The sequence below is a fragment of the Methanolinea mesophila genome (genome assembly GCF_017873855.1).
In the GTDB taxonomy this organism is placed as follows: domain Archaea; phylum Halobacteriota; class Methanomicrobia; order Methanomicrobiales; family Methanospirillaceae; genus Methanolinea_B; species Methanolinea_B mesophila.
In genome coordinates this window covers 1,930,755-1,952,432 of sequence record NZ_JAGGKR010000001.1, presented here as the reverse complement: position 1 = coordinate 1,952,432, position 21,678 = coordinate 1,930,755, and the positions used below count along the sequence as shown (strand labels likewise).

General features: G+C 57.7%; 24 protein-coding genes and 1 tRNA gene. 11 read left to right on the top strand and 14 right to left on the bottom strand.

Annotation, left to right across the window (positions count from 1 at the left end):
- The first annotated feature begins 148 nt into the window (after window positions 1-148).
- The 7 genes from J2741_RS09275 to trpA are packed head-to-tail and all read left to right on the top strand — an operon-like array spanning window position 149 to window position 6,569.
- A complete protein-coding gene (locus J2741_RS09275) occupies window positions 149-1,687 on the top strand; it encodes an anthranilate synthase component I family protein (protein WP_209674989.1) in 1,539 nt (512 codons plus the stop codon).
- Entirely contained in the window at window positions 1,684-2,265 is a 582-nt protein-coding gene (locus tag J2741_RS09270) for an anthranilate synthase component II (protein ID WP_209674988.1), read from the top strand. Before J2741_RS09275 ends, J2741_RS09270 begins: the two co-directional genes overlap by 4 nt.
- Entirely contained in the window at window positions 2,262-3,278 is a 1,017-nt protein-coding gene (trpD, locus tag J2741_RS09265) for an anthranilate phosphoribosyltransferase (protein ID WP_209674987.1), read from the top strand. Before J2741_RS09270 ends, trpD begins: the two co-directional genes overlap by 4 nt.
- Window positions 3,275-4,042: an indole-3-glycerol phosphate synthase TrpC gene (locus tag J2741_RS09260; RefSeq protein ID WP_209674986.1), complete on the top strand. Its 768-nt coding sequence runs from the start codon at window positions 3,275-3,277 to the stop codon at window positions 4,040-4,042. Before trpD ends, J2741_RS09260 begins: the two co-directional genes overlap by 4 nt.
- Window positions 3,985-4,611: a phosphoribosylanthranilate isomerase gene (locus J2741_RS09255; protein ID WP_342452274.1), complete on the top strand. Its 627-nt coding sequence runs from the start codon at window positions 3,985-3,987 to the stop codon at window positions 4,609-4,611. The genes J2741_RS09260 and J2741_RS09255 overlap by 58 nt, the downstream gene beginning before the upstream one ends.
- Window positions 4,608-5,777, top strand: a complete 1,170-nt coding sequence (gene trpB / locus J2741_RS09250; RefSeq protein WP_209674985.1) for a tryptophan synthase subunit beta — start codon at window positions 4,608-4,610, stop codon at window positions 5,775-5,777. Before J2741_RS09255 ends, trpB begins: the two co-directional genes overlap by 4 nt.
- The gene (trpA, locus tag J2741_RS09245) at window positions 5,778-6,569 is read left to right on the top strand and encodes a tryptophan synthase subunit alpha (RefSeq protein ID WP_209674984.1); all 792 of its coding nucleotides are present in this window, start codon (window positions 5,778-5,780) and stop codon (window positions 6,567-6,569) included.
- A gap of 114 nt (window positions 6,570-6,683) precedes the next feature.
- Here the strand turns inward: trpA and J2741_RS09240 are convergent, their stop codons facing one another.
- The 14 genes from J2741_RS09240 to J2741_RS09175 all read right to left on the bottom strand — a co-directional run bounded on the left by J2741_RS09240 (window position 6,684) and on the right by J2741_RS09175 (window position 18,021).
- Window positions 6,684-7,199: an META domain-containing protein gene (locus J2741_RS09240; protein ID WP_209674983.1), complete on the bottom strand. Its 516-nt coding sequence runs from the start codon at window positions 7,197-7,199 to the stop codon at window positions 6,684-6,686.
- A gap of 153 nt (window positions 7,200-7,352) precedes the next feature.
- A tRNA-Met gene (locus J2741_RS09235) sits at window positions 7,353-7,464 on the bottom strand.
- A 163-nt stretch (window positions 7,465-7,627) separates the two neighbouring features.
- Complete coding sequence (locus J2741_RS09230; protein WP_209674982.1) at window positions 7,628-9,109, bottom strand: acetyl-CoA carboxylase biotin carboxylase subunit; 1,482 nt, start codon at window positions 9,107-9,109, stop codon at window positions 7,628-7,630.
- Window positions 9,106-10,842 (bottom strand): pyruvate/oxaloacetate carboxyltransferase, encoded by a 1,737-nt coding sequence (locus J2741_RS09225; RefSeq protein ID WP_209674981.1) that lies wholly within the window; start codon window positions 10,840-10,842, stop codon window positions 9,106-9,108. Before J2741_RS09225 ends, J2741_RS09230 begins: the two co-directional genes overlap by 4 nt.
- A 60-nt stretch (window positions 10,843-10,902) precedes the next feature.
- Window positions 10,903-11,553 carry a hypothetical protein gene (locus J2741_RS09220; RefSeq protein WP_209674980.1) on the bottom strand — a complete coding sequence of 217 codons (651 nt, stop codon included), beginning with the start codon at window positions 11,551-11,553 and terminating at the stop codon, window positions 10,903-10,905.
- Window positions 11,541-12,233: an ATP-binding cassette domain-containing protein gene (locus J2741_RS09215; RefSeq protein ID WP_209674979.1), complete on the bottom strand. Its 693-nt coding sequence runs from the start codon at window positions 12,231-12,233 to the stop codon at window positions 11,541-11,543. The genes J2741_RS09220 and J2741_RS09215 overlap by 13 nt, the downstream gene beginning before the upstream one ends.
- Window positions 12,217-12,897: an energy-coupling factor ABC transporter ATP-binding protein gene (locus tag J2741_RS09210; protein ID WP_209674978.1), complete on the bottom strand. Its 681-nt coding sequence runs from the start codon at window positions 12,895-12,897 to the stop codon at window positions 12,217-12,219. The genes J2741_RS09215 and J2741_RS09210 overlap by 17 nt, the downstream gene beginning before the upstream one ends.
- Window positions 12,894-13,451, bottom strand: a complete 558-nt coding sequence (locus J2741_RS09205) for a biotin transporter BioY (protein ID WP_209674977.1) — start codon at window positions 13,449-13,451, stop codon at window positions 12,894-12,896. Before J2741_RS09205 ends, J2741_RS09210 begins: the two co-directional genes overlap by 4 nt.
- Window positions 13,452-13,489: 38 nt before the next feature.
- Entirely contained in the window at window positions 13,490-14,467 is a 978-nt protein-coding gene (locus tag J2741_RS09200) for a biotin--[acetyl-CoA-carboxylase] ligase (protein WP_209674976.1), read from the bottom strand.
- Window positions 14,468-14,474: 7 nt separating this feature from the next.
- Complete coding sequence (locus tag J2741_RS09195; protein WP_209674975.1) at window positions 14,475-14,897, bottom strand: DUF2111 domain-containing protein; 423 nt, start codon at window positions 14,895-14,897, stop codon at window positions 14,475-14,477.
- 31 nt (window positions 14,898-14,928) lie between these two features.
- The gene (locus tag J2741_RS09190) at window positions 14,929-15,504 is read right to left on the bottom strand and encodes a hypothetical protein (RefSeq protein WP_209674974.1); all 576 of its coding nucleotides are present in this window, start codon (window positions 15,502-15,504) and stop codon (window positions 14,929-14,931) included.
- Entirely contained in the window at window positions 15,501-16,934 is a 1,434-nt protein-coding gene (locus J2741_RS09185; RefSeq protein ID WP_209674973.1) for an RtcB family protein, read from the bottom strand. Before J2741_RS09185 ends, J2741_RS09190 begins: the two co-directional genes overlap by 4 nt.
- Before the next feature lie 6 nt (window positions 16,935-16,940).
- A complete protein-coding gene (locus J2741_RS09180) occupies window positions 16,941-17,348 on the bottom strand; it encodes an archease (RefSeq protein ID WP_209674972.1) in 408 nt (135 codons plus the stop codon).
- Between the two features lie 358 nt (window positions 17,349-17,706).
- Complete coding sequence (locus tag J2741_RS09175; protein ID WP_209674971.1) at window positions 17,707-18,021, bottom strand: DUF2551 domain-containing protein; 315 nt, start codon at window positions 18,019-18,021, stop codon at window positions 17,707-17,709.
- 208 nt (window positions 18,022-18,229) lie between these two features.
- On the opposite strand from J2741_RS09175, the gene J2741_RS09170 reads away from it, so the two are divergent.
- The 4 genes from J2741_RS09170 to npdG are packed head-to-tail and all read left to right on the top strand — an operon-like array spanning window position 18,230 to window position 21,654.
- Window positions 18,230-19,084, top strand: a complete 855-nt coding sequence (locus J2741_RS09170; RefSeq protein WP_209674970.1) for a protein translocase subunit SecF — start codon at window positions 18,230-18,232, stop codon at window positions 19,082-19,084.
- A complete protein-coding gene (locus J2741_RS09165) occupies window positions 19,081-20,676 on the top strand; it encodes a preprotein translocase subunit SecD (RefSeq protein WP_209674969.1) in 1,596 nt (531 codons plus the stop codon). The genes J2741_RS09170 and J2741_RS09165 overlap by 4 nt, the downstream gene beginning before the upstream one ends.
- Before the next feature lie 33 nt (window positions 20,677-20,709).
- The gene (gene trxA, locus J2741_RS09160; RefSeq protein WP_342452273.1) at window positions 20,710-21,003 is read left to right on the top strand and encodes a thioredoxin; all 294 of its coding nucleotides are present in this window, start codon (window positions 20,710-20,712) and stop codon (window positions 21,001-21,003) included.
- Entirely contained in the window at window positions 21,004-21,654 is a 651-nt protein-coding gene (gene npdG / locus J2741_RS09155; RefSeq protein WP_209674967.1) for an NADPH-dependent F420 reductase, read from the top strand.
- The last annotated feature ends 24 nt before the right edge of the window (window positions 21,655-21,678 follow it).

Below are 21,678 nucleotides of genomic sequence, written 5' to 3'. Positions count from 1 at the left end.
ACATCCCCCAACATAAATGAACATTAATGTATATATATGTGCAAAGCACATCCTAATGTATGAACCATGAGGCACACCTCATTCATGACCCCAGACATACCGTGCCAGGGTCCTGTTCTGCCGTCTCCCCCGGGGTGATGCCGGTGGAATGGCGAAATGCGGCATAGACGATGCCGCTTTAGTGCTTAATCTCGGGTACGATGAGTTTTATACCCTGGTCAGGAACAGGGACATGCCCGTTTTTGTCCCGCTCTGCCTCGAATGCCCCCTGCCAGGGATCACCCCCCCCGCGGTCTACTCGGGATTGAACCCGCAAACCGGGTTCCTTCTCGAATCGATGGAGGGGCCCTCGCGAAATGCGAGGTATTCATTCCTCGGAGTAAGACCCGACCTCGAGTTGCGCCTGGGGAGAACGACCTGGTGTGAGGGGGATGAAACGCTCATCTCGTTCTTTTCAGGACTTGCCGGAGAGAACCCCATCGCACGACTACAGGATCTGCTCGCACGGTACACCGTGGCGGGTCCCCGGTTCCCCCGTTATTCCGGGGGGCTGGTCGGGTACTGCACCTACGACCTGGTGAAAGACCTCGAGCCCCGGGTGGATATCTCGGGAAAGAGAAATCCTGAAGATAATTACGCCCGTTTCATGTTATCCAGGGATAATCTGGTATTCGACCACGAAGCCGGCATCCTGAGGATCGTGTGCAATGCGCTGGTAATGCCCTCCACACATCCTGAAGATGAATATTACCGCTGCAGAGCCCGGATTTTCGATCTCCTGGAAAAAATCGGAACTATCGGGGACCGGAACGACGGCCCCGCCGGCCATTACACTCCCTCCGCAAAGAGCGGCCCCCGCCGTTCAAATATGTCACGCCGCGAATTCGAGGACGCGGTAATGGTCGTAAAGGAGCATATCAGGGCAGGGGATATATTCCAGGCGGTGATCTCACGCAGGATCGATTGCGCTCTCGAAGGCGACAGTTTTGCACTCTACGAAGCGCTCCGGAGGATAAATCCCAGCCCCTACATGTACTACCTCGACTTCGGTGACACTAAGGTGATCGGATCCTCGCCGGAAATGCTCGTCCGGGTCGAAGGCCGGAGGGTCACCACCGTCCCGATCGCAGGGACCCGGCTCCGGGGCAGAACCCGCGAAGAGGATGCTCTGCTGGAACAAAATCTCCTTTCCGACGAGAAAGAACGTGCAGAACATACCATGCTGGTAGACCTGGCAAGAAACGACCTTGGACGGGTATGTTCCTTCGGGACTGTCGGGGTGACGGAGTTTATGAGCGTGGAGAAATTTTCCCACGTCCAGCACCTGGTGTCTGTCGTGGAGGGGGAGCTCTCCCCGGTACTTCACCCCGCTGCCGCCCTGATCTCATGTTTCCCCGCGGGCACGGTAAGCGGGGCGCCAAAGATCCGTGCCATGCAGATCATCGATTCGCTGGAGCCCGATCCCCGGGGGATCTATGCAGGAGCCGTGGGATACTTCGGGCTTGACGGGAACATGGAGTTCGCAATCACTATCAGGACGATCGTGGTGAAGGACAGGGTTGCGTCCTTCCAGGTCGGTGCGGGTATTGTCGCCGATTCCGACCCTGCGAGGGAGTGGGAAGAGACCGAGCACAAAGCAGGTGCGATGCTCCGGGCCCTGGAGTCCGCAGGGGGTTCTCCCTCATGAAAGTCCTCATCGTCGACTGTTTCGACAGCTTCACCTATAACCTCGTGCAGCAGGTAGGCAGGCTCGGTGCCACCCCCGTGGTAATGACCTGCGACGCATCTTTTCGCGAGATTGCGGGAAGCGCATTCGATCGGATAATCCTCTCACCCGGGCCGGGTAAACCGGAGGATTCCGGGTTATGCCTCGAGGTCCTCCACTCGATGAGCAGGTCCGTACCCACCCTGGGGGTCTGCCTGGGGCACCAGGCCATCTGCTATACCTTCGGAGGCGAGGTAGTACGCGCAGCCCACCTGGTCCATGGCAAGGTATCCACTATCGTTCACGACGGGCAGGACCTCTTTTCCGGGGTGTGCAACCCGTTCACCGCCACCCGCTATCATTCTCTGATAGCGGAGCGGGAGAGCCTTCCCTCAGAACTTGAAGTATGCGCCACGAGCAGGGATGACGGATACGTGATGGGAGTCCGGCATCGGCGCTTTCCCATACGCGGGGTTCAGTTCCACCCGGAAAGCATCCTAACGCAGGAAGGAGACCGGATCCTCTCCAATTTCCTTGCCTCCACGGCGGTGTGCGCATGATCCGTGGAGCGCTGGCGCGGGTGACGGAGGGAACTGACCTGCTTCCCTCAGAGGCCGACCGGGTGATGCGGGACATCATTGAAGGAGCGGCGACCCCCGCCCAGGTGGGAGCGCTCCTCGCAGGTCTACGGGTTAAAAAAGAATCATTCGGCGAGATCCTCTCGTTTGCAGGGGTGCTCAGGGAACTTTCGGTACCGCTCATGGTCGCAGACCCCAACCGTATCGTCGACACGTGCGGGACAGGGGGGGACGGTGCGGGAACATTCAACATCAGCACCGCCTCGGCCATTGTTGCCGCGGGGGCAGGCATTCCGGTGGTCAAACACGGAAACCGGGGGGTAAGCAGCAGGTGCGGGTCATCGGATGTAATGGCCGCCCTGGGAGTCACCGTGAATATCACCCCGGAAAAGGCCTCACAAGTACTGGAAAAAGCAGGGATGGTATTCCTGTTCGCTCCCCTTTATCATCCCTCGCTCGCGAGGGTATCAGGGATCCGCGGGGAACTTGGTATAAAGACCGTATTTAACCTGCTCGGGCCTCTTGCCAACCCCGCCGGGGCCAAAAACCAGGTCCTCGGGGTATTCGACCCTGCATTGACGAACACGCTGGCCCGGGTCCTCCGGTGTCTGGGGGTCGGCCGAGCAATGGTGGTGCACGGCAACGGAATGGACGAGATCACCACCACCGGCCCGACAATGGTCGCAGAACTTGCCGGGGGGGAGATACGGGAGTATTCGATCAGCCCGGACGATTTCGGGATTCCGTGTGCGGAGCCGGGGCAACTCCGGGGTGGCACTGCCACCGAGAATGCCGCGATCATACGCGGTATTCTCGCCGGGGACCGCGGACCTGCGAGGGACGTCGTTCTCATGAACGCAGGGGCCGCCATATACCTCGGCGGGGGGGCTGCAAGTCTCGGGGAAGGGATTCATGCGGCTGCACATTCAATAGATACTCACAATGCGATGCGGGTCCTCGAGACCCTGGTCATTGAGACCGGGGGTGCCTCATGATCCTCGATGATATCCTCTCCCGGACCGCCGAACGGGTCGAGTCAATCCCCCGGGCGAGGGGGGAGTACAGCAGGGGAACGTGCAGGAGCCTTGAGGCTTCGATACGTGACGTGAAATATTCTCCCTCGCCGAGGCACGCGATAATCGCCGAGTTGAAGTTCTCCTCGCCCAGCAGAGGCTCCATCCGCCCGTACTCCGATCCCCGGGGGCTGGCGCTCGAGTTCGTGCAGAACGGATGCATCGCCCTGTCGGTCCATACCGAACCTCATTATTTCCATGGATCTCCGGAGGACCTGCACGCGGTCAGGGAGGCGGTGGCGGTGCCGGTACTTCGGAAAGACTTCATTATCGACGACCGGCAGCTCGAGGAGAGCCTCGATATGGGCGCGGACGCGGTGCTGCTCATATCGGGGGTATTGAAAGAAAAGCTGCCCTCCTTTGTCGAACGATGTGCAGAACTCGGGATCGAACCCCTTGTTGAAGTCCGGGACAGGAAAGATACCGAGATTGCCCTTCAATCCGGGGCCCGGATCATCGGTATCAACAACCGTGACCTTACCACGCTGCAGGTGAGTCTGCGCCCGACCATCAGGCTGGGAGAGATGATCAGGAGATCCGGACGACTGGTGGTCTCGGAGAGCGGAATTCTCTGGCCCTATGACGTCAGGTTGCTGAAGGACTACTGCGATGCCTACCTTATCGGGACATCGCTGATGCGTTCGCCGAGTCCGGCCAAGGCCCTGGAGGGATTCGTATTCGGGTAAAGATCTGCGGGATAACCAGGGAGGAGGATATACTCCTTGCCGTAGAAGCGGGTGCATCGGCAGTCGGCATCGTGATGTGCAGCGATTCTCCGCGTTCGGTACACTCCGAACAGGCCGGGATCCTGCTCGATAACGCGGGTCCGCTGACCGTGACGGTCATAGTTACCCATACACGGGATATGGAGGATATCGACAGTATCATCGGACTCAACCCCTGCGCTCTCCAGATCTCCCACCCCTTCCCGGATCTCAGGGGCAGAGGGGTGAAGATTATCCGGTCGATACGCCCCGGCGAACGAATCCCGGATGACTGTGATGCATTGGTAGTGGATGCGAGCCAGGGAAAAGGACTGCCCTACGACCCGGTCTATGCACGGAAGGTGGTGGAACGCTCGACAGTTCCGGTAATCCTTGCCGGCGGGCTTACTCCTGCCAACGTCGCCGGGGCCATCCGGGAGGTGCGTCCCTATGCGGTCGACGTTGCGACCGGGGTCGAGTCACGCCCGGGTATAAAAGACCCGGAAAAGGTGCGGGCTTTCATGCGTGCATGTTTCGGGGGAACACTATGAAAAAAGGACGTTTCGGAGATTATGGAGGGCAATATGTGCCCGAGACCCTGATGAGCGCACTGGAAGAGCTTGATGATGCATATGCCCGGTTCGTAAAAGATCAGGATTACCAGCAGATTTTATCCCGGTACCTGACCGAGTATGCGGGGAGACCTACCAGGCTCACGTTCTGCGAAAACCTTTCCCGGCAGCTCGGCTGTAATATCTACCTCAAGCGGGAGGATCTCCTCCACGGGGGTGCGCACAAGATCAACAACACCCTCGGGCAGGCGCTCCTTGCCCGGTTCATGGGAAAAAAACGGCTTATTGCGGAGACCGGTGCAGGGCAGCACGGGGTGGCCACCGCCATCGCGGGTGCGGCACTCGGGCTGCCGGTCGAGGTTTATATGGGAGCGACGGACGTTGCCCGGCAGAAGTTGAATGTATTCCGTATGCAACTGCTCGGTGCGAAGGTCATCCCGGTTGAGACCGGGAGCAGGACCCTCAAGGATGCCATAAACGAGGCGCTCCGAGACTGGGTGGCCAACGTGCAGGAGACCCACTACCTGATAGGTTCGGTGGTAGGGCCGCACCCATTCCCGCAGATGGTCCGGGATTTCCAGTCCGTTATCGGGGAGGAGGCCCGGGCCCAGATGCTCGAGCAGCAGGGCTGTCTTCCCGATGCGGTGATTGCCTGTGTCGGGGGGGGTTCCAATGCCATAGGAATCTTCCATCCGTTCCTGAAGGACCGCGTGGATCTTCACGGTGTCGAGGCGGGGGGAAAAGGGCTCGACGGCAATGAACACGGGGCTTCGCTCTGTGCAGGACGCAGGGGGGTCCTCCACGGGGCCCTCTCCTATCTCCTCATGGACGGGGACGGCCAGATACTCCCCACCCACAGCGTCTCGGCCGGGCTGGATTATCCCGGAGTGGGGCCTGAACACAGTATGCTCAAGGATAGCGGGAGGGTATGCTACCATGCCGTCACGGACGATCAGGCCCTTGACGCATTCTTCCTCCTCTCCCGCACGGAAGGGATCATCCCCGCCCTGGAATCCTCCCACGCCGTAGCCTATGCGGTCGAACTCGCAGCGCAGTGCTCCCGGGACGACACTCTCATCATCAACCTTTCCGGGCGGGGTGACAAGGACGTGGGTGAGGTTGCCCGGTTGCGGGGGGTGGCATAAATGAGCAGGATCGAACGGACTTTTTCCACCGCGGGGCGACCGGTATTCATCGGCTACCTGGTGGCGGGAGACCCGGATTACGAACAATCCCTGGAAGCGGCCAGGACGATGCTCGATGCCGGGGTGGATATCCTGGAGATCGGGATGCCGTTCACCGATCCCCTGGCTGACGGCCCTACGATTCAGCAGGCCCACCAGAGGGCGCTGGAACACGGTATGACCCAGGAAAATGTCTTCCGGATGGCGGCAACGCTCCGAAGGGAATACCAGTCACCCATAGTCCTTCTGGTCTATGCAAACCACCTCTACGCCAGGGGAATACCGGACTTCTATCGGAGCGCCGCGTCAGCAGGTGTCGACGGGATCCTGGTGGTGGATCTCCCCCTTGAAGAATCGGAAGAGGCCCAGCGGGCGGCAGAGGAACAAGGAATAGACCACATCTTTCTGGTTGCCCCCACAACGAAGGGACCCCGGTTGAATGCCACCATGGAACGGGCGTCGGGGTTCATTTATCTCATCTCGGTGCTGGGGATCACCGGGGCCAGGAATGAACTCTCCCCGCAGGTCCTCGACCTGGTGAGGAGGACCGCCCGTGCTAGCCGGATACCCGTCGCCGTCGGGTTCGGGATATCGAAACCTGAGCATATTGCCCCCCTCTTCGCTGCAGGGGCCGGGGCGATCATCGTCGGTTCTGCAATTGTCGATATCATCGGGCGTGATGCAGGGCGCAACCTCCCCGGTTTCATTACCGCGATGCGGAACGCCTGCGACGCATGTGCCCCGAAAGAATAGTTCCCCGTGGCGTGCCCAAATCACCCCCGTTTTCAATTTTATGGTCCGGGATTCGAAGAGGGCCCGTAGTGTTCGAAAATCTCCGTAAAAAAAGTGAAGGTACTGCGACACCGTCTACATCGTGAATACGAGAGTGTTTCCGGAGGGGTCCCTGATCGAGAGGGTCTGGGGGTTCGGCACCGCATAACTCGTCGCACTATTCATTATCCCGAGATACATGGACTCAGTGCTGCTGGTTGACTCACAATACATCAGCGTGCTGATCAGGGGACCGATCCGGATATCTTTTCCGAATTCGTTCGTCCCCCCGGAGAGGGTGTATGCCCCGTTATAGTTATTACAACCGCCGTTTCCGTACAAATTGCTCTGATTGTCAAATGTCGCGGTGATCGGGACGTTGAATGCAGTGATAGGATCGCCCGAACCCTGGACATACATCTGCTGGAGTGTCCAAGTCCCGAGGAGTGCGGGATCGATAACAGGAGCAGCGGCGGTGGTGGGAACGGGGGTAAAGGTCTCTGTCGGGGTAGGTGTCGCCGTGGGAGTAACCGGCGGGGTCGGTGTAGTGCATCCTGCCACGAGCAATGCGAGGAGCACACAAGTGCTGACACAAAGTATGAATAATTTCATACTTCCGGAATGTCGCTCCTGGTTTTTATTATTATGGGTTCACCGGACGTTCCGGATCCGTAAAGGACACGAAGGACCGATTCGTTTCGCGGACTAATTGCCGTAAAATCAGGATTGCCCCGAAAAATCCTTTAAAGGTCGATTCGAAAGAAATGCTGCGGACGGGATCCGAACCCGCGACCTCCAGATGTCTCAGATTATGGACGCATCGGTTTGCTCAAAAACCCTATGAGTCTGGCGCCCTAACCAGCTAGGCCACCGCAGCACACAAAATGCATAATAAAAACGTCTTTTCAACTATTAAATGTTCTCATATTCGTTCCTCCCGAGCCATGTCACTTTCAAATGAAGTCAATTCCAGATTTCCTGGCTCATTAATTCCGGAATTACACAACAAAATATCCGGGTTGCAAAAAAGGGAGCGGGTTTTACTGTTTTTTCTGCTGGCTCGCCAGATAGGCGGTGACCGCCGCGGTGACCGCTGCGGTCTGTTTTCCGCCCCGGAGCGATGCGGCGAGGGTATGGATCCTCGTCTCCTCCTCGCGGACATATCTCGCCAGAGTCTTTGCGATGTGTTCCTCCTGAAGGAAATGGGTGTGGGTGTTCCCATCCACGAAATGCTGGTTGTGCATGATCGCGTGATGGAGCGGGATAGTGGTCTTGACCCCGATGATCACGTACTCGTAGATCGCACGCCTCATCCGCTCGATAGCCTCCTGTCGGTTCATCCCCCATGCACACAACTTGGCGATCATCGAGTCGTAATTCGGCGGGATCGTATATCCCATGTGGATACCTGAATCGACCCTCATTCCCGGGCCGCCCGGAGACCGGTAGCGGAGGATCTTCCCCGGGTCGGCAGTGAAATTGTTGAGGGGGTCCTCGGCATTGATCCGGCACTCGATCGCGTGCCCCCGTATGCTCACATCGTCCTGCTCAAGAGGCAGGGGCTCCCCGGCCGCGATGGAAAGCTGTCGCTTCACGATATCGAGACCGGTGATCAGTTCGGTCACCGTATGCTCCACCTGCAGCCGGGTGTTCATCTCCATGAAATAATAATCCCCGGCCGCGTAGAGGAACTCGACGGTGCCCGCATTGGTATAATCCGATGCCCTGGCCACGGCAATCGCGGACTCCGCCATCTTCTCCCGGAGTTCCGGGGTCATAATGGGGCAGGGAGCCTCTTCTACAAGTTTCTGGTGCCTTCTCTGGATAGAGCACTCCCTGTCGTACAGGTGGATGCAGTTGCCGTGTTCATCCGAGAGGATCTGGAACTCAATATGCCTCGGTTTGACCAGGTATTTCTCCACAAAGACCGTGGCGTCGCCGAATGCTGATTCCGCGATCCTCATCCCTGCAGTTATCGCGTCTTCCAGGGCCTTCTCGTCGTGAGCGATCTGCATGCCGATCCCGCCGCCTCCGGCACTCGCTTTCACGATAACCGGGTACCCGATCTCTGCGGCGATGGATTTGGCCGATTCGGGGTCCTTGACCCCACCCTCGGTCCCGGGGAGGACCGGCACTCCGGCGTCCTTCATGGTCTTCTTGCTCTCGATCTTGGAGCCCATGGACCTGATCGTCTTCCAGGAAGGCCCGATGAAAGTAATACCTTCATCCTGGCAGAGTTTTGCGAATTTATAGTTCTCTGCGAGGAACCCATAGCCGGGATGGACCGCTTCGCTGCCCGATTTGCGGGCGATATCCACGATCCTTTCCATGTTGAGGTAGCTCTTCGAGGGGGGGGCTTCCCCGGCGGGAAACGCCTCGTCGGCATACTTCACATGGAGCGCATCCTTGTCCGCGGTGGAGTAGATCCCCACGGTCTCGATATTTAACTCCCGGCACGCCCTCATGACGCGGATGGCGATCTCTCCCCGGTTGGCGACAAGTACTTTCTCGAAGTATTTCATTCCACCACCATGAGCACGTCGCCATTCTGGACCACGTCACCCACGTCGACAAATATTTCGCTCACTTTCCCGTCGACAGGGCTGTGAATGGGGTTTTCCATTTTCATGGCTTCCAGGACGAGCAGGACGTCTCCTTTTTTGACCTCCTCCCCTCTCCGCACCGCAACCTCGAGGACCATCCCCTGCATGTTGGACTTGACCCCGCCTTTGATCTCCCCGCGGGGGATCTTCTCTCCCGCAGGAACCGCGACTGCCGTGGCGCTTCCCTCAATGGAGATAATCCTGACATTGAAGATCTCCCCGTCCACCTCGACTTCCATGGACCGGGGGATTTCGACGGGGGCACTGGATGGTTTCTGCGGGACAGGGATCTCTTCCACTTTCCGCTCGCCGCGGAGGAATGACGGCGCTATCGCCGGGTAAAGGATGTAGGTAAGGACATCTTCCTCTTTCCTGACCAGCCCGTCGGCAACGGCCTGTGTCTTCATCTTCTCGTAGACGGGTTCGAGCAGGTCTGCGGGCCGGACGGTGATGACCGGTTCGTCACCGATTATGAGTTTTTTTATCTTCTCCGAGATTGGTGCCGGCGACCTCCCGTAGAGTCCCCGTACGTAGTCCTTGACCTCCTTGGTCACGTTGCGGTACCGCTCTCCGCCAAGGAGGACGTTCATCACGGCCTGGGTCCCCACGATTTGGGAGGTGGGTGTGACGAGGGGGGGATATCCCAAATCCTCCCTTACACGTGGGATCTCCTGGTATACCTCCGGCATCCGTTCCAGTGCGTCCTGCTCCTGGAGCTGTGAAACCAGGTTCGAGATCATCCCACCGGGGAGCTGGTAGATCAGAACGTCGCTGTCAACCCGTTCTGAAATGGGATTGAGCAGCCCCTGGTACTTTTCCCGGAGCGAACGGCAGGTGTTCCGCACATCTCTCAGTGCGAGGAGATCGATCCCGGTATCACGAGGGGTTCCCTTGAGCGCCGCCACCACGCTCTCAGTCGGCGGCTGGGAAGTTCCCAGGGCGAACGGCGACATCGCGGTGTCCAGGATATCCACGCCCGCTTCCACCGCCGCCTGGTAACTCATCGGCGCGATTCCGCTGGTAGAATGGCTGTGAAGGTCCACTTTTATGTCGATAGCGTCCTTGATCCCCCTGATCAGGTCCCGTGCGGCATCGGGCATGATGAGCCCCGCCATATCTTTGATACAGATGGAATCGCAGTCGAGGGCATAGAGCTCCTCTGCCATCTGGATGAACTTTTCAGTGGAATGGACCGGGCTTGTGGTATACGAGATAGTGCCCTGGAGGTGTGCCCCCATCTTCTTCACCATCTTCATCGACTCGGTCATGTTCCGGATATCGTTTAAGGCGTCGAATACCCGGAAGATGTCCACCCCGTTCTTGTAGGCCTGTTCCACGAATTTGTCTACGACATCGTCGGGATAATGACGGTACCCTACGAGGTTCTGGCCGCGAAGGAGCATCTGGATAGGGGTCCTTGTAAGTTCCTGCTTGAGCAGCTGGAGGCGCTCCCAGGGGTCTTCGGCGAGATACCGGATGCTCGAATCAAAGGTTGCCCCACCCCACGCCTCAACGGAAAAGAAGCCTATGCTGTCGATCTGTTTTGCAAGGACGATCATATCGTCAGTCTTCAGCCGTGTGGCGATCAAAGACTGATGCGCATCCCGCAGGGTAGTATCTGTGATCAGTACTTTATGGTTCGCAACACTCATGTAACTCCTCCTGGCTGAAAACGAACGCTCTGCATAATAGCGTTCAAGTCTCTAAAACCTTCACTGTAAAAGTATAAAAATCTCACGAATAGGAATGAAAGCCACCAAAAGGACAAGAATTGCCCCGATTCCGCCTACGAGGTCACTGGTATTTTTCGGGAATTCCGGGCACCATGATCCACCCCGGCGATACCCCCTGACCACCAGCAGGTCCGCCTGATCTTCCGCCCTGGAGAGGTGGGTGATAATCAGAACGGATGCCGCGGGAAGGAGCCCCCGGATGCCTGTACCCATGCCTTTGAGGGTGAGGGCGACTCTTATCCTTTCGATGTCGTCCCTGATCGCATTGATGGACTGGAGCGTGGCCTCGGCGACCAGTCCCAGTTCGAATCCCCTGGTAGTTCCCCCGGCCCAGACCGCGAGATCCATGAACTCCCCGGGAGTCTGGTGAGCGAAGGCCCAGAATGCGATGAGGAGGATCACCGACATGCGGATGAAATACGAGACCCCGTTGCCCCCTGATAACTCCACGAGGAGCGAGACCAGGCCTGCAGCCCCGATGAAGACCAGGGCGTAGCGGGAAGATCTCACGGTCGAAGGCCCCCCCGCAACGAGCCACCAGACCATTGCGGCAATGGCCCCCGGGATGCTGATGAATGTCGCGAACGAAAGAAGGAGGGTGGAACCGACCCTGATCCTTACATCCTGCATGCGGCCTCCAGAAGATCCTTCCCCGTCAGATTACGTGGGATCACGCCTTTTTCACGAAGTGTGCGAAGAATCGGGGGCGCCCCTTTCCATTGCAGGAACGCTTCCGGAAACGTGCCCAGATCTTCCAGTGATCCATCACGAATTTCCCATACGCGGTCGACGCGGGGGAAGATCGTCTGTTCGTGGGTGAAGATGATCACGATCTTCGCCTTCAGCAACCCTATCTCACTCGCGATCCTCGTTTTTTCCCGGCAGTCCAGACCGCTGAAAGGTTCGTCGAGTACCAGGAGATCCCAGTCCCCCGCAAAGACGCAGGCGAGATGCACCCGTTTCAGTTCTCCCCTCGCCAGGCTGAACGGGTCTCTCGAGCCCTGTCCGGAGAACCCCGTTTTTTCCAGGATAGCATCAGGTTCGATACCCCATCCCGCGATCTCCTCCTTCAGCGTTGTTCCGGTGACATGATACTCGGGGAACTGCTGGGAGAGCGTGAACTTCGTCACGCCCTCCCGGACTATCTTCCCTCTCTCCGGCGATCTCAATCCCGTTGCAGCGAGGGCAAGCGTCGTTTTTCCCGACCCCACCGGGCCCGATACGAGGTGGACCCCCTCGGGAAAGGATCCGGATGCCCGGACCGCGAAGAGGTCCCTTGAGAACCCGGTGTCCTCAAAGACAACCCGCATCGCGAACCCTCCAGGAAAATGGATAGAAACAGGTTTTTTCCAGGGACCTGAACACGTCAGCGGGGGGTCCGGCGCACGCTACTTTTCCTTCCCCGAGGACCACCACGGTATCGCACCACGCGGCAAGTTCCATGTTCTGGGTGCACTGTACGATGTACCGGGCTCCGGATGCACCGAGCAGAACTTCCGCCGCATCGATTGAAGGGGCATCGAGATGGGAGTCATATTCGTCAAGCACCACTACTGGCGGCGAGGTGACCAGTGCGGCAGAGAGCGCCACCATCGCCTTTTCCCCTCCCGAAAGTGTCCTGATATTCCGGTCGAGCAGATGAGAGATCCCTGCCTTCGATGCAATGTTCGTGACCATCCCGTCCGTTTCTTCACAGGAGATATGCCTGAACCTGCAGGATGACGCGATCTCGTCACGCACGCGGGAAAAAATGAAATTGCGATCCGGGTATTCGTCCACCCATCCGACCCGCATCTCTCCGGGTTCGCCCGGTCTGTCGATGGCCCCTTCTTCCGGTGACACCAGCCCCGCGAGCAACCGGAGGAGCGAGGTCTTCCCCGAACCGTTTCTCCCGATGATCGCCGTCCTTCCGGGGGGGATTTCGAGACGGGGTATGCACAGGGTGTTGAACCGGAGACCGGACAACAGGATCATGTACCCGCACCCCCGTTACCCCCGGGCAGGTGCGGCCACCTTCTCCTCTCCAGCCGATCGGCTATCAGGTACGCCGCGTAGGCTTTCAGGATATCCCCGGGGATGAATGGGATTACCCCGATCACGAGGGCCTCGTACAAAGGGAGCCCTGCTGAAAAGGCGAGCCACACGGTGCCGAATGCGTATATTGAGGCGCTTCCCCCGATCAGTCCCGCGATCCGTATGCTCTTCCGCTCCTGTTCGTACGCAAGCCCGACGATCAACGCCGCGGGGACGAACCCCACCATATACCCCCCGGTCGGCCCCAGCAGGATGCCGAGTCCCGCGGTACCATTATGGAATACCGGGAGGTTCAAAGCCCCCAGAAGCAGATACAGTGAAGCAGGGATAACTGCGTATCGACGCATCACCGCCCCGGCAAGAAGGACGAAGAGGGTCTGGAACGTGAGGGGCACCGGAAAAAAAGGTACGGAGATCCAGGCCCCGACGGCGATAAGACCGGTAAATGCTGCGGTCCTGGTAATAAGAAGTGCGCGATCACGGGTGTCCTGCATCGTCAACCTGAAATTATTTTCTGGTTGACGATATCAGGTTATCGCTGAACGCAGTCCCCGGCGATAACCCGTTCGATCTTACCGTTGTCCTTCCGGATCAGCAATGCACCGAATTCATCGATATCGATAGCTTCTCCCTCGAAGGTGCTTCGCATGGTTTTTATCTCGACCCTGTGGTCCAGGGTACAGGAAAGGCTCTTCCATTCCCTGATAATGGCCTCGTACTCCCCGGATTCGAGCAACAGGTACCGGCTCTCGAATTCACGCAGGATCCGGGCCAGGAACGTTGCCCGGTCGACATCGTGGCCCAGTTCCGCACTAATGGAGGTGACCGAGTTCGGGACGCTCGAGAGCTGATGGGGGGCCACATTGACGTCCACCCCGATAGAGAGCAGGCAGTAGTGTATGGTATCAGCCTCGGCCGAGAGTTCAAGAAGGAGCCCGGCCACCTTCGAGTCACCGATATAGATGTCGTTCGGCCACTTGATCAGCGCCCCCAGGTCGAATTCTTTCCGTATCGCCCGGGCCACCGCCACCGAAGAGGCCATAGTCACCATGAAAACGTGGTCTACCGGGATCTTCGGGGTTAGGACGATGGTGATCCAGATCCCTCCTACCGGCGAGACCCAGGCCCTGCCCAGCCTCCCTACCCCCCCGGTCTGTTCTTCGGCGATGATGACCATCCCGTGAAGTTTGTTGACATCCCCCTCGTTCGCGAGCTGTTTCCCCTTCCAGATGGTTGAGGGAGTATTTTCCAGGTAGCGCATCTTCTTCCCGATGAAGGTGGTCCGGAGTTTTTTATGCACCTCGTAGGGAAGCAGCCGGTTGCTGCTTTTCTTCAGCTGGTATCCTTCCTTGTGGGATGCCGAGACCTCGTACCCCATGTTGTTCAGCTCCTTGATGTGCTTCCACACCGCTGATCGGGATATTCCCAGCCTGCTGCTGATCTGTTCCCCGGACACAGGCCCTTCACTGTTCTCCAGAATCTCCAGCACCCGGAATGCCGCTTCGTACATTATCTCCCTACCTCTTTGCTCCGATCTGTTCCGTGGGAAGAGGACAGGGGTCCTTTCCGCATACCTGCTTTAAAATTGCGGACTGATGTTCCATGAGCGTGGCGAGATCGAAGATCCCGGTGATGTCCACCACGCCTATCGCACCGATGGCCTCGCCACCCTCTTCCCGGATCGGGCTCACCACCACCGGGACACCCCGGTATTCCCCGGTTACCGGAGTCTGCTTGATCAGGACGTTGCGATGCAGCACTTCTTCCAGGACGGGGCCGGTGTAATTCCTGTCCACTACCTTCCCGTCTTCGATCCGGATCCCGGGCCTCTCTTTCGACCGTGCAGTGACCGGGAGACGGTTCAGAAGCTCGTGAAGCGCCATCCCCACCGGTTCCATATCTTCCGCGCGTGAACTGGACGAGATGACATAGCTGCGCATGGGTTAACCTCATCAATCCGTCGGTTTCCAGTTAAAATAATGTTTCCCCTTCGGCGCTGCAGAAATATGAGAGGAAGCGTCTCGAGGGATATTCATGAATGCAGGTGACGAGAACCGATCCCTCTCCAACCCTGCGGGAGATCGCTACGGGGAGGCCGCCCGAGTGTGCCACCACCTCGCCTTCGTGTTCGGGGAAAAAACCATCGCATTCGATGGATTCTGAATCGAAATCGGCGATGATGCCTGCACATGGATGAGCGGGTTCGACCTCGACGGCCCGTGCCTGGTACTGGTGCCGGTAGACCACGCGGAACGGGAGCCAGTCGTAGGGTTCATTCTTGTCCTCGGCCGCCCCGAACACCAACAGGTTTCCCCCGTTCTCCACGAATCTCCTGATCCTCCCCGAAGATGCCCGCAGGGCGGGAAGCAGTCGTGAATACGAGGGATTGCCAAATCCCGTGGGAATGACCAGGGTAACATACCTTCCCCTGAAGAATGGCGCTGCAAGCATGTGCGGGGTCACGTGCTCGCAGGAAACCCCGCAGTCCTCGATATACCGGTGGAACATCAGGTTCGTGTCCCACACCAGTCCGGATCGCTGTATCACCCTTTTATCACTCCCATGGGCTCGAGCCGTGCGATAAGTCTTGAAATTCCCACATCGTGCACGACTCTCACCACTTCTGCACTCGGTTTATAGACCTCGGGGGCCTCGTCGACGATTGCACCCACACTGGGTGCCCTGACAATGATTCCTTCGTTCTCCAGAGCTTCTTTGACTTCCTGACCACTTAATGCCTTTTTTGCCTTTGAACGGCTCATCACCCGCCCCGCCCCGTGGCAGGTGCTCCCGAAGGTCCGTTCCATGGCGTGCAGGGTCCCGTTCAGCAGGTACGAGGGAGTTCCCATACTCCCGGGGATGATCACCGGCTGGCCGATATCTGAGAATTCGGGGGGGATGTCATGGCTCCCGGGCCCGAAAGCCCTGGTAGCTCCTTTCCGGTGGACACAGACCTTTCTCCGCATGCCGTCAACCTCGTGCTCCTCGAACTTGGCGACGTTATGCGCCACATCGTAGATCAGGGGCATCTCGTCCTCCGCGATCCCGTAGAGCGATGTGAGTACACCTCTTGTCATGTGCATGATCACCTGGCGGTTTGCCCAGGCATAGTTTGCCGCGGCCGCCATTGCCCCGAAATATGCCCTTCCCTCCGGAGAGTCCAGCGGAGCACACGCGAGCTGCCGGTCGGGAAGGGTTATCTTATACCGCTTGGTAGCACCTTCCAGCACTTTCAGGTGGTCAGTACAGACCTGGTGACCGAGACCCCGGGAACCGCAGTGAATCATGATACAGACCTGTCCCACGGAGAGTCCCATCCGGGCTGCCGCCGGAGGGTTGTAGATTTCCCGCACCTCCTGCACCTCCAGGAAATGGTTCCCGGAACCCAGGGTCCCGCTCTGGGGCATTCCCCGCTGTCGTGCCTTTGCGGAGACCGCAGAAGGATCTGCGGATTTCATCTGCCCCTGCTCCTCGCAACGGACGATATCCTTCGCGGTCCCGTACCCCTGGTCGACCGCCCATGCACTCCCTTTCAGGAGCATGGCTTCGAGTTCTTTCGTCGAAAGCCTGAGCGTGCTTTTTGCGCCCACGCCAGTCGGGACCGCCTTGAAAAGACGTTCGATCAGCGCTCTCCGGTTGGTGATCTCCCCGGCACGAAGAGGGGTAGACAGGAGGCGGACCCCGCAATTGATGTCAAAACCCACGCCTCCCGGGGAGATGACCCCTTCTTCCAGGTCGAATGCCGCGACACCTCCGATGGGAAAACCGTAGCCCCAGTGAATGTCCGGCATCGCCAGTGAATTTTTCACTATCCCCGGCATCGTGGCGACGTTCGCGAGCTGATGGATCGCTCCTTCCTCCAGCGTCTCCATCAGTGCATCCGAGAGGAAGAACCTCCCGGGAACCCTCATAGCCGGGACAAAACCACGGGGGACCTCCCACTCACACGGCCCTATCCTCTTTATTCCTTCCAGCATACCCCATCACACATCAAGAATGACATCAAGTATATATGTATCATCCTCTTTCCCGATCTTCATTCCGGAATAGGAGATTCCTTTGACCTCGCTTCCCCCCCTGTGCCTGGAGGGGTCAAACGGCTCCCCCAGGAGGATTCCGGAAACGGAATCCTTCCCGATCGTCAGTCGGGCCGAGGAAAAGACCACCTCTTCGACATCTGAAAGGAACAGCGCCTCCGAAAGGAGATCGTGGACCAGGCCCTCAAGGTCTGCAGAGTGTACCTCCACGCTGACAGCGCGGGTTCCGGGCTCCACGCTCCCGTACATGGTCGCCATCAGGGCCCGGACGGCCTCGGAGAAAAGTTCCTCAAGGGTCCCTGCCTCGACCCTTAGTTTCACGTCTGCCGTATGCTCCAGTTCAACGTAACTCATCGCGGTAGAGATCAATTCTCCGGATCATCAAAAAAAAGTGGGATCATGCTCATGTCGATGACATTGAGGTACCGGGCCTGGTGAATTGAGATAAAAATGGTATGGATCCCAGCCTTAACCTGCAAGTCAGTCGATTTCGGAGGTTTCATACTCACGGGCAGGAGCAACGGCCCCCCGCAGGATGTGGAGATCCTGAAATCACACCCTCTTTTGTCGATGTACTCGATCACTTCCTTCGCGATATGGATATTTTCCGGATGAAACGTATCGTTGGGATGAGCATACATGATGCTCATATACTACGAAGGCAGGGCTGAAAAAAATTATGCTGGCCCCGGAGCGGGCACCGGTCAGGGGTTTATGCAGCCTTTACGATCCTTACCACTATCTCCTTGTACTGTTCCTTCAGCTGGTAGATACTGCAGGTCCCCTCGCGGTTCTTGACGACATGCAGTATACCGATTCTCGAGGCGATTATGCCCACCATCGCGGCCACCGAATGATAGCTGATATTGAACTGCTCATTAAGGGCCGAAAAGATCTGGGCTATCGTGAGGGATTTGATCCGAAGAAACAGGTTGAGCATTGCACGGCGGATGCCGGTTCTGTCACGGGAGAGATAGCTGTTTAACCTGGATTCTATGAGGTGAGTGATCTCGGCAGGAGATCTCATAATTGGTACTCACTCTCCTCATTTATATAAGGTTTTTCTTTTTTTTCGTGGTTGCGGACCCCGCTGGGTAAAAGGGAGGCTTCCAGACCGGAGCGAAGCGCTCTCCGGGCAGAATATCTTTTTGATCTACTATCCGACGGCAATTTAGGGACTATTATGCCTCCGATATCCGAAGCATTTTACCCTCGAGCTTTCAAACATATATGATATGGGATTTATCAGCTACGATGTAAATCGATATTCCCCCAAACAGATGGTAATCATCCCGCTGATTCTTCTCATACTTGCGCTCGCCTCGCTGGGATATATGATGGCGACGACAGGTATGCCGGTGAAACCAGGGCTTGATTTCTCCGGGGGGACAGCGGTAACCCTCTTCACAACCGATACGGATACCCAGATGGAAGAGGTGTTTGCCGGTTATCCCCTGATCAGCATAACGGGCGGTATCAATAATGGAAAATACCTGAAGTTCGGCCCGATGAGTGACGACCAACTGCAATCGCTCGCCACGGTCATCAACGATCACTATCCCGATGCCAAGATCGACCAGATCGGGGCGACATTCGGGCAGACACTTCAGCAACAGTCAATCCTTGCCCTGATATTCTCGTTTGTCGGGATGTCAATCGTGGTGTTCATCGCGTTCCGCACGTTCGTGCCTGCAGCGGCGGTTGTGCTCTCGGCGTTCGCTGACATCGTCATGACCGCAGCGGCGATGAACCTTGTAGGAATTGAGCTTTCCCTCGCCACGACCGCAGCCCTGCTGATGCTCATCGGGTATTCGGTGGATAGTGATATCCTTCTTACCATGCGGACCCTGAAGAGGCAGGGAAAACTTGAGGATAAGCTCTCGGGGGCGTTCCGCACCGGTATCATCATGACCACCACCACGCTCGCGGCGGTCGCGGCAATGTGGGTCGTGGCATTTTTTGGCCAGATCATCGTCATATGGGAGATCGCAACGGTCCTGATTATCGGGCTCATCATCGATATGATAAACACGTGGCTGACGAATGCGGGGATTATCAAGTGGTACCTGCTCCGGAGGGGAGAGCGATGAGCAGGAAGAAGGAGAAGAAGGACACGAAATCCGAGGCTCCCGGGCAGGCGGCAGCAGCAAAACCCCAGGCAGAGCAGGTCCAGCCTCCCGCTGCAGCCCCGAAAAAAGCAGCCTCCGCCGGTGCATCTCCTTCGGGTAAAAAAGGAATAGACTGGATTGGAATTATCAAAAACTGGCAGGTCGCCCTGGTTATTATCCTCGTAGCTGCCTCCATAGTCGCGATAAACCCCCATTTCGAAGACGGCCAGTTCACTACCAACCTCCAGTTCGGGCTTGATCTCCAGACGGGGACCTGGCTCCAGATGGAATTCCAGTCCGAAGTTGTGGGATTCGAGACCGATCTTACGACTTCGCAGTTCCTTACGAACCTCCAGAAGAACCTCGATGCGGAGATTTATCTGATCGATGATAACCGGCTGGAGATACGACAACTCATACCGGAAGATCAATTGCGTCAGATCTTCTCGGATTCCGGCGGAACGCTCACCAGTTACGAGGTGGGAGTATCCCGGGAGACCGCGGAGCAGGTCAAGACGATCCTGGAGAACAAGCTGAACAGCCTGGGCACCAAAAATGCCAACGTCAACCCCCTGATCGGGCTTGACGGTGTCGCGCATTACATCAGGGTGGAGCTCGCCGGGACAAGTCTCTCCGAAGCCAAGGAGATCGTCGGGAAGCAGGGTAAATTCGAGATCAGAATCCACACTACCGGCAACCAGACCGAACACGTGCTCTACGGGGACACCATTACAAGCGTAGGTATCCCGAGCCAGGAACCACCGGGCAGCGGATCCTGGGGTGTATCATTCACCCTGAGCGACCAGGGAGCCGACCAGTTCAGACAGGCCGCCATCAAGTACGGTGCGGTGACGGATCCCGATTCGCACCGGCTCGACATGCTCCTTGACGACGCGGTGGTGTACTCGGCACCCCTCTCCCAGGATCTCGCCGCAAAAATCCAGACCGAACCCATCCGCCAGCTTTTTGCGTCCACTGGATCGGGCGATGAAGGGCTGCAGTCCGCCAAGAACCTGGAGATCCATCTCAGGGCGGGAGCGTTGCCGGTCGATGTAGTGGTCGCAGGTGCAGGATATACTCCGGCGAACTTCTCGGACTATTACAAGTTCATGGTGGTCCTTGCCGGCCTCCTGGCGCTGGTTGCGGTGGGAGTGGTGATTTACTACCGATACCGTGAGCCCACGATCGTCCTTCCCATGATCGCCACGAACATCGCGGAGATCATCATTCTTCTTGGTATTGCAACATTTATACAGCAACTGGACCTTGCCGCCATCGCCGGGCTGATCGCCGTACTTGGTACGGGGATCGACCAGCTCGTGGTGATCACCGACGAGATCCTGCACGAGGGACGCGTACCTTCACCGACCCTTTACCAGAAAAGGCTTACCCGGGCACTCGGTATCATCATGGTCTCCGCGGCCACGGTCGTGATCGCGATGCTCCCCCTTGCCCTGCTGGACCTTTCCAGCCTCCGGGGATTCGCCATCATCACCATCCTCGGTGTGGTGATCGGGGTCCTTATCACCCGGCCGGCATACGGGAAGATAATCATGGGAATCCTTTCCAAATAACAATACAAAAACCTTTATCTGCTTTTTTTATCCATTACTCAACAGGTAATCGATATGAGCAAGCCTGTTCTGCTGGACTTTTTTGCTGAGTGGTGCGGCCCGTGTAAGCGCCAGGGGCCCATTCTCGAGGAATTGAAGGGTAAAATGGGAGACACGATAGAGATCAGGAAGATCGACGTCGACCAGAATATGGAACTGGCGAATAAATACGGGATCCGGGTGGTCCCCACGCTTATCATCGAGAAGGACGGAAAAGTGGTCAGGACACTTGAGGGGGTCACGGGTGCCGAATCACTGGCCTCCATGCTCAAGCCGCTGGTGGAATGAGTGAAGGTCGGTATTGTCGGCGGTACCGGGGATATCGGGGAGGGGATTGCGATGCGCCTCTCCCAGCACCACGAAGTGATCATCGGGTCCCGCGAAGCGGAAAAAGCCGTAACCAGCAGCGAAGAGTGTTACCGGACCCTGACCGATATGGGGCTGTCGTGCACGATCAGCGGAGTCTCCAACCAGGAGGCGGTCGACCGGGGCGAGGTGATCATCCTCGCTCTCCCTTTCAAACACGTCGAATCCACCCTCTCGTCTTTGCACGGCCTGGAGCACAAGATCGTGGTCTCGCCGGTCAACCCGATGGAGAAACGGGATTATTTTGTCTATACTCCTCCTCCGGAGGGATCCGCGGCGCTTTACATCAAAAAGAAGCTTCCTGCCGGGACCAGGTTGTGTACGGCATTCAACACGGTGGCCGCCAATAAATGGAAAGCCCTGACGGAAGATCTTGAGTTCGCAATCCCCGTATGCGGGGACAATCCGGCAGCGAAGGAGACGGTGATGACCCTGGTAAATTGTATACCTCATATCCGGGCATATGACGCCGGGCCCCTCGCAGCCTCCTGCATGGTGGAGTGCCTCACCCCCCTGCTCCTCAACATCGCCAGGTTCAACAGGTTGCGGGACGTAGGCATCCAGTTCAGGTGAACCCGGTATTCCCGGGCCTGGTGA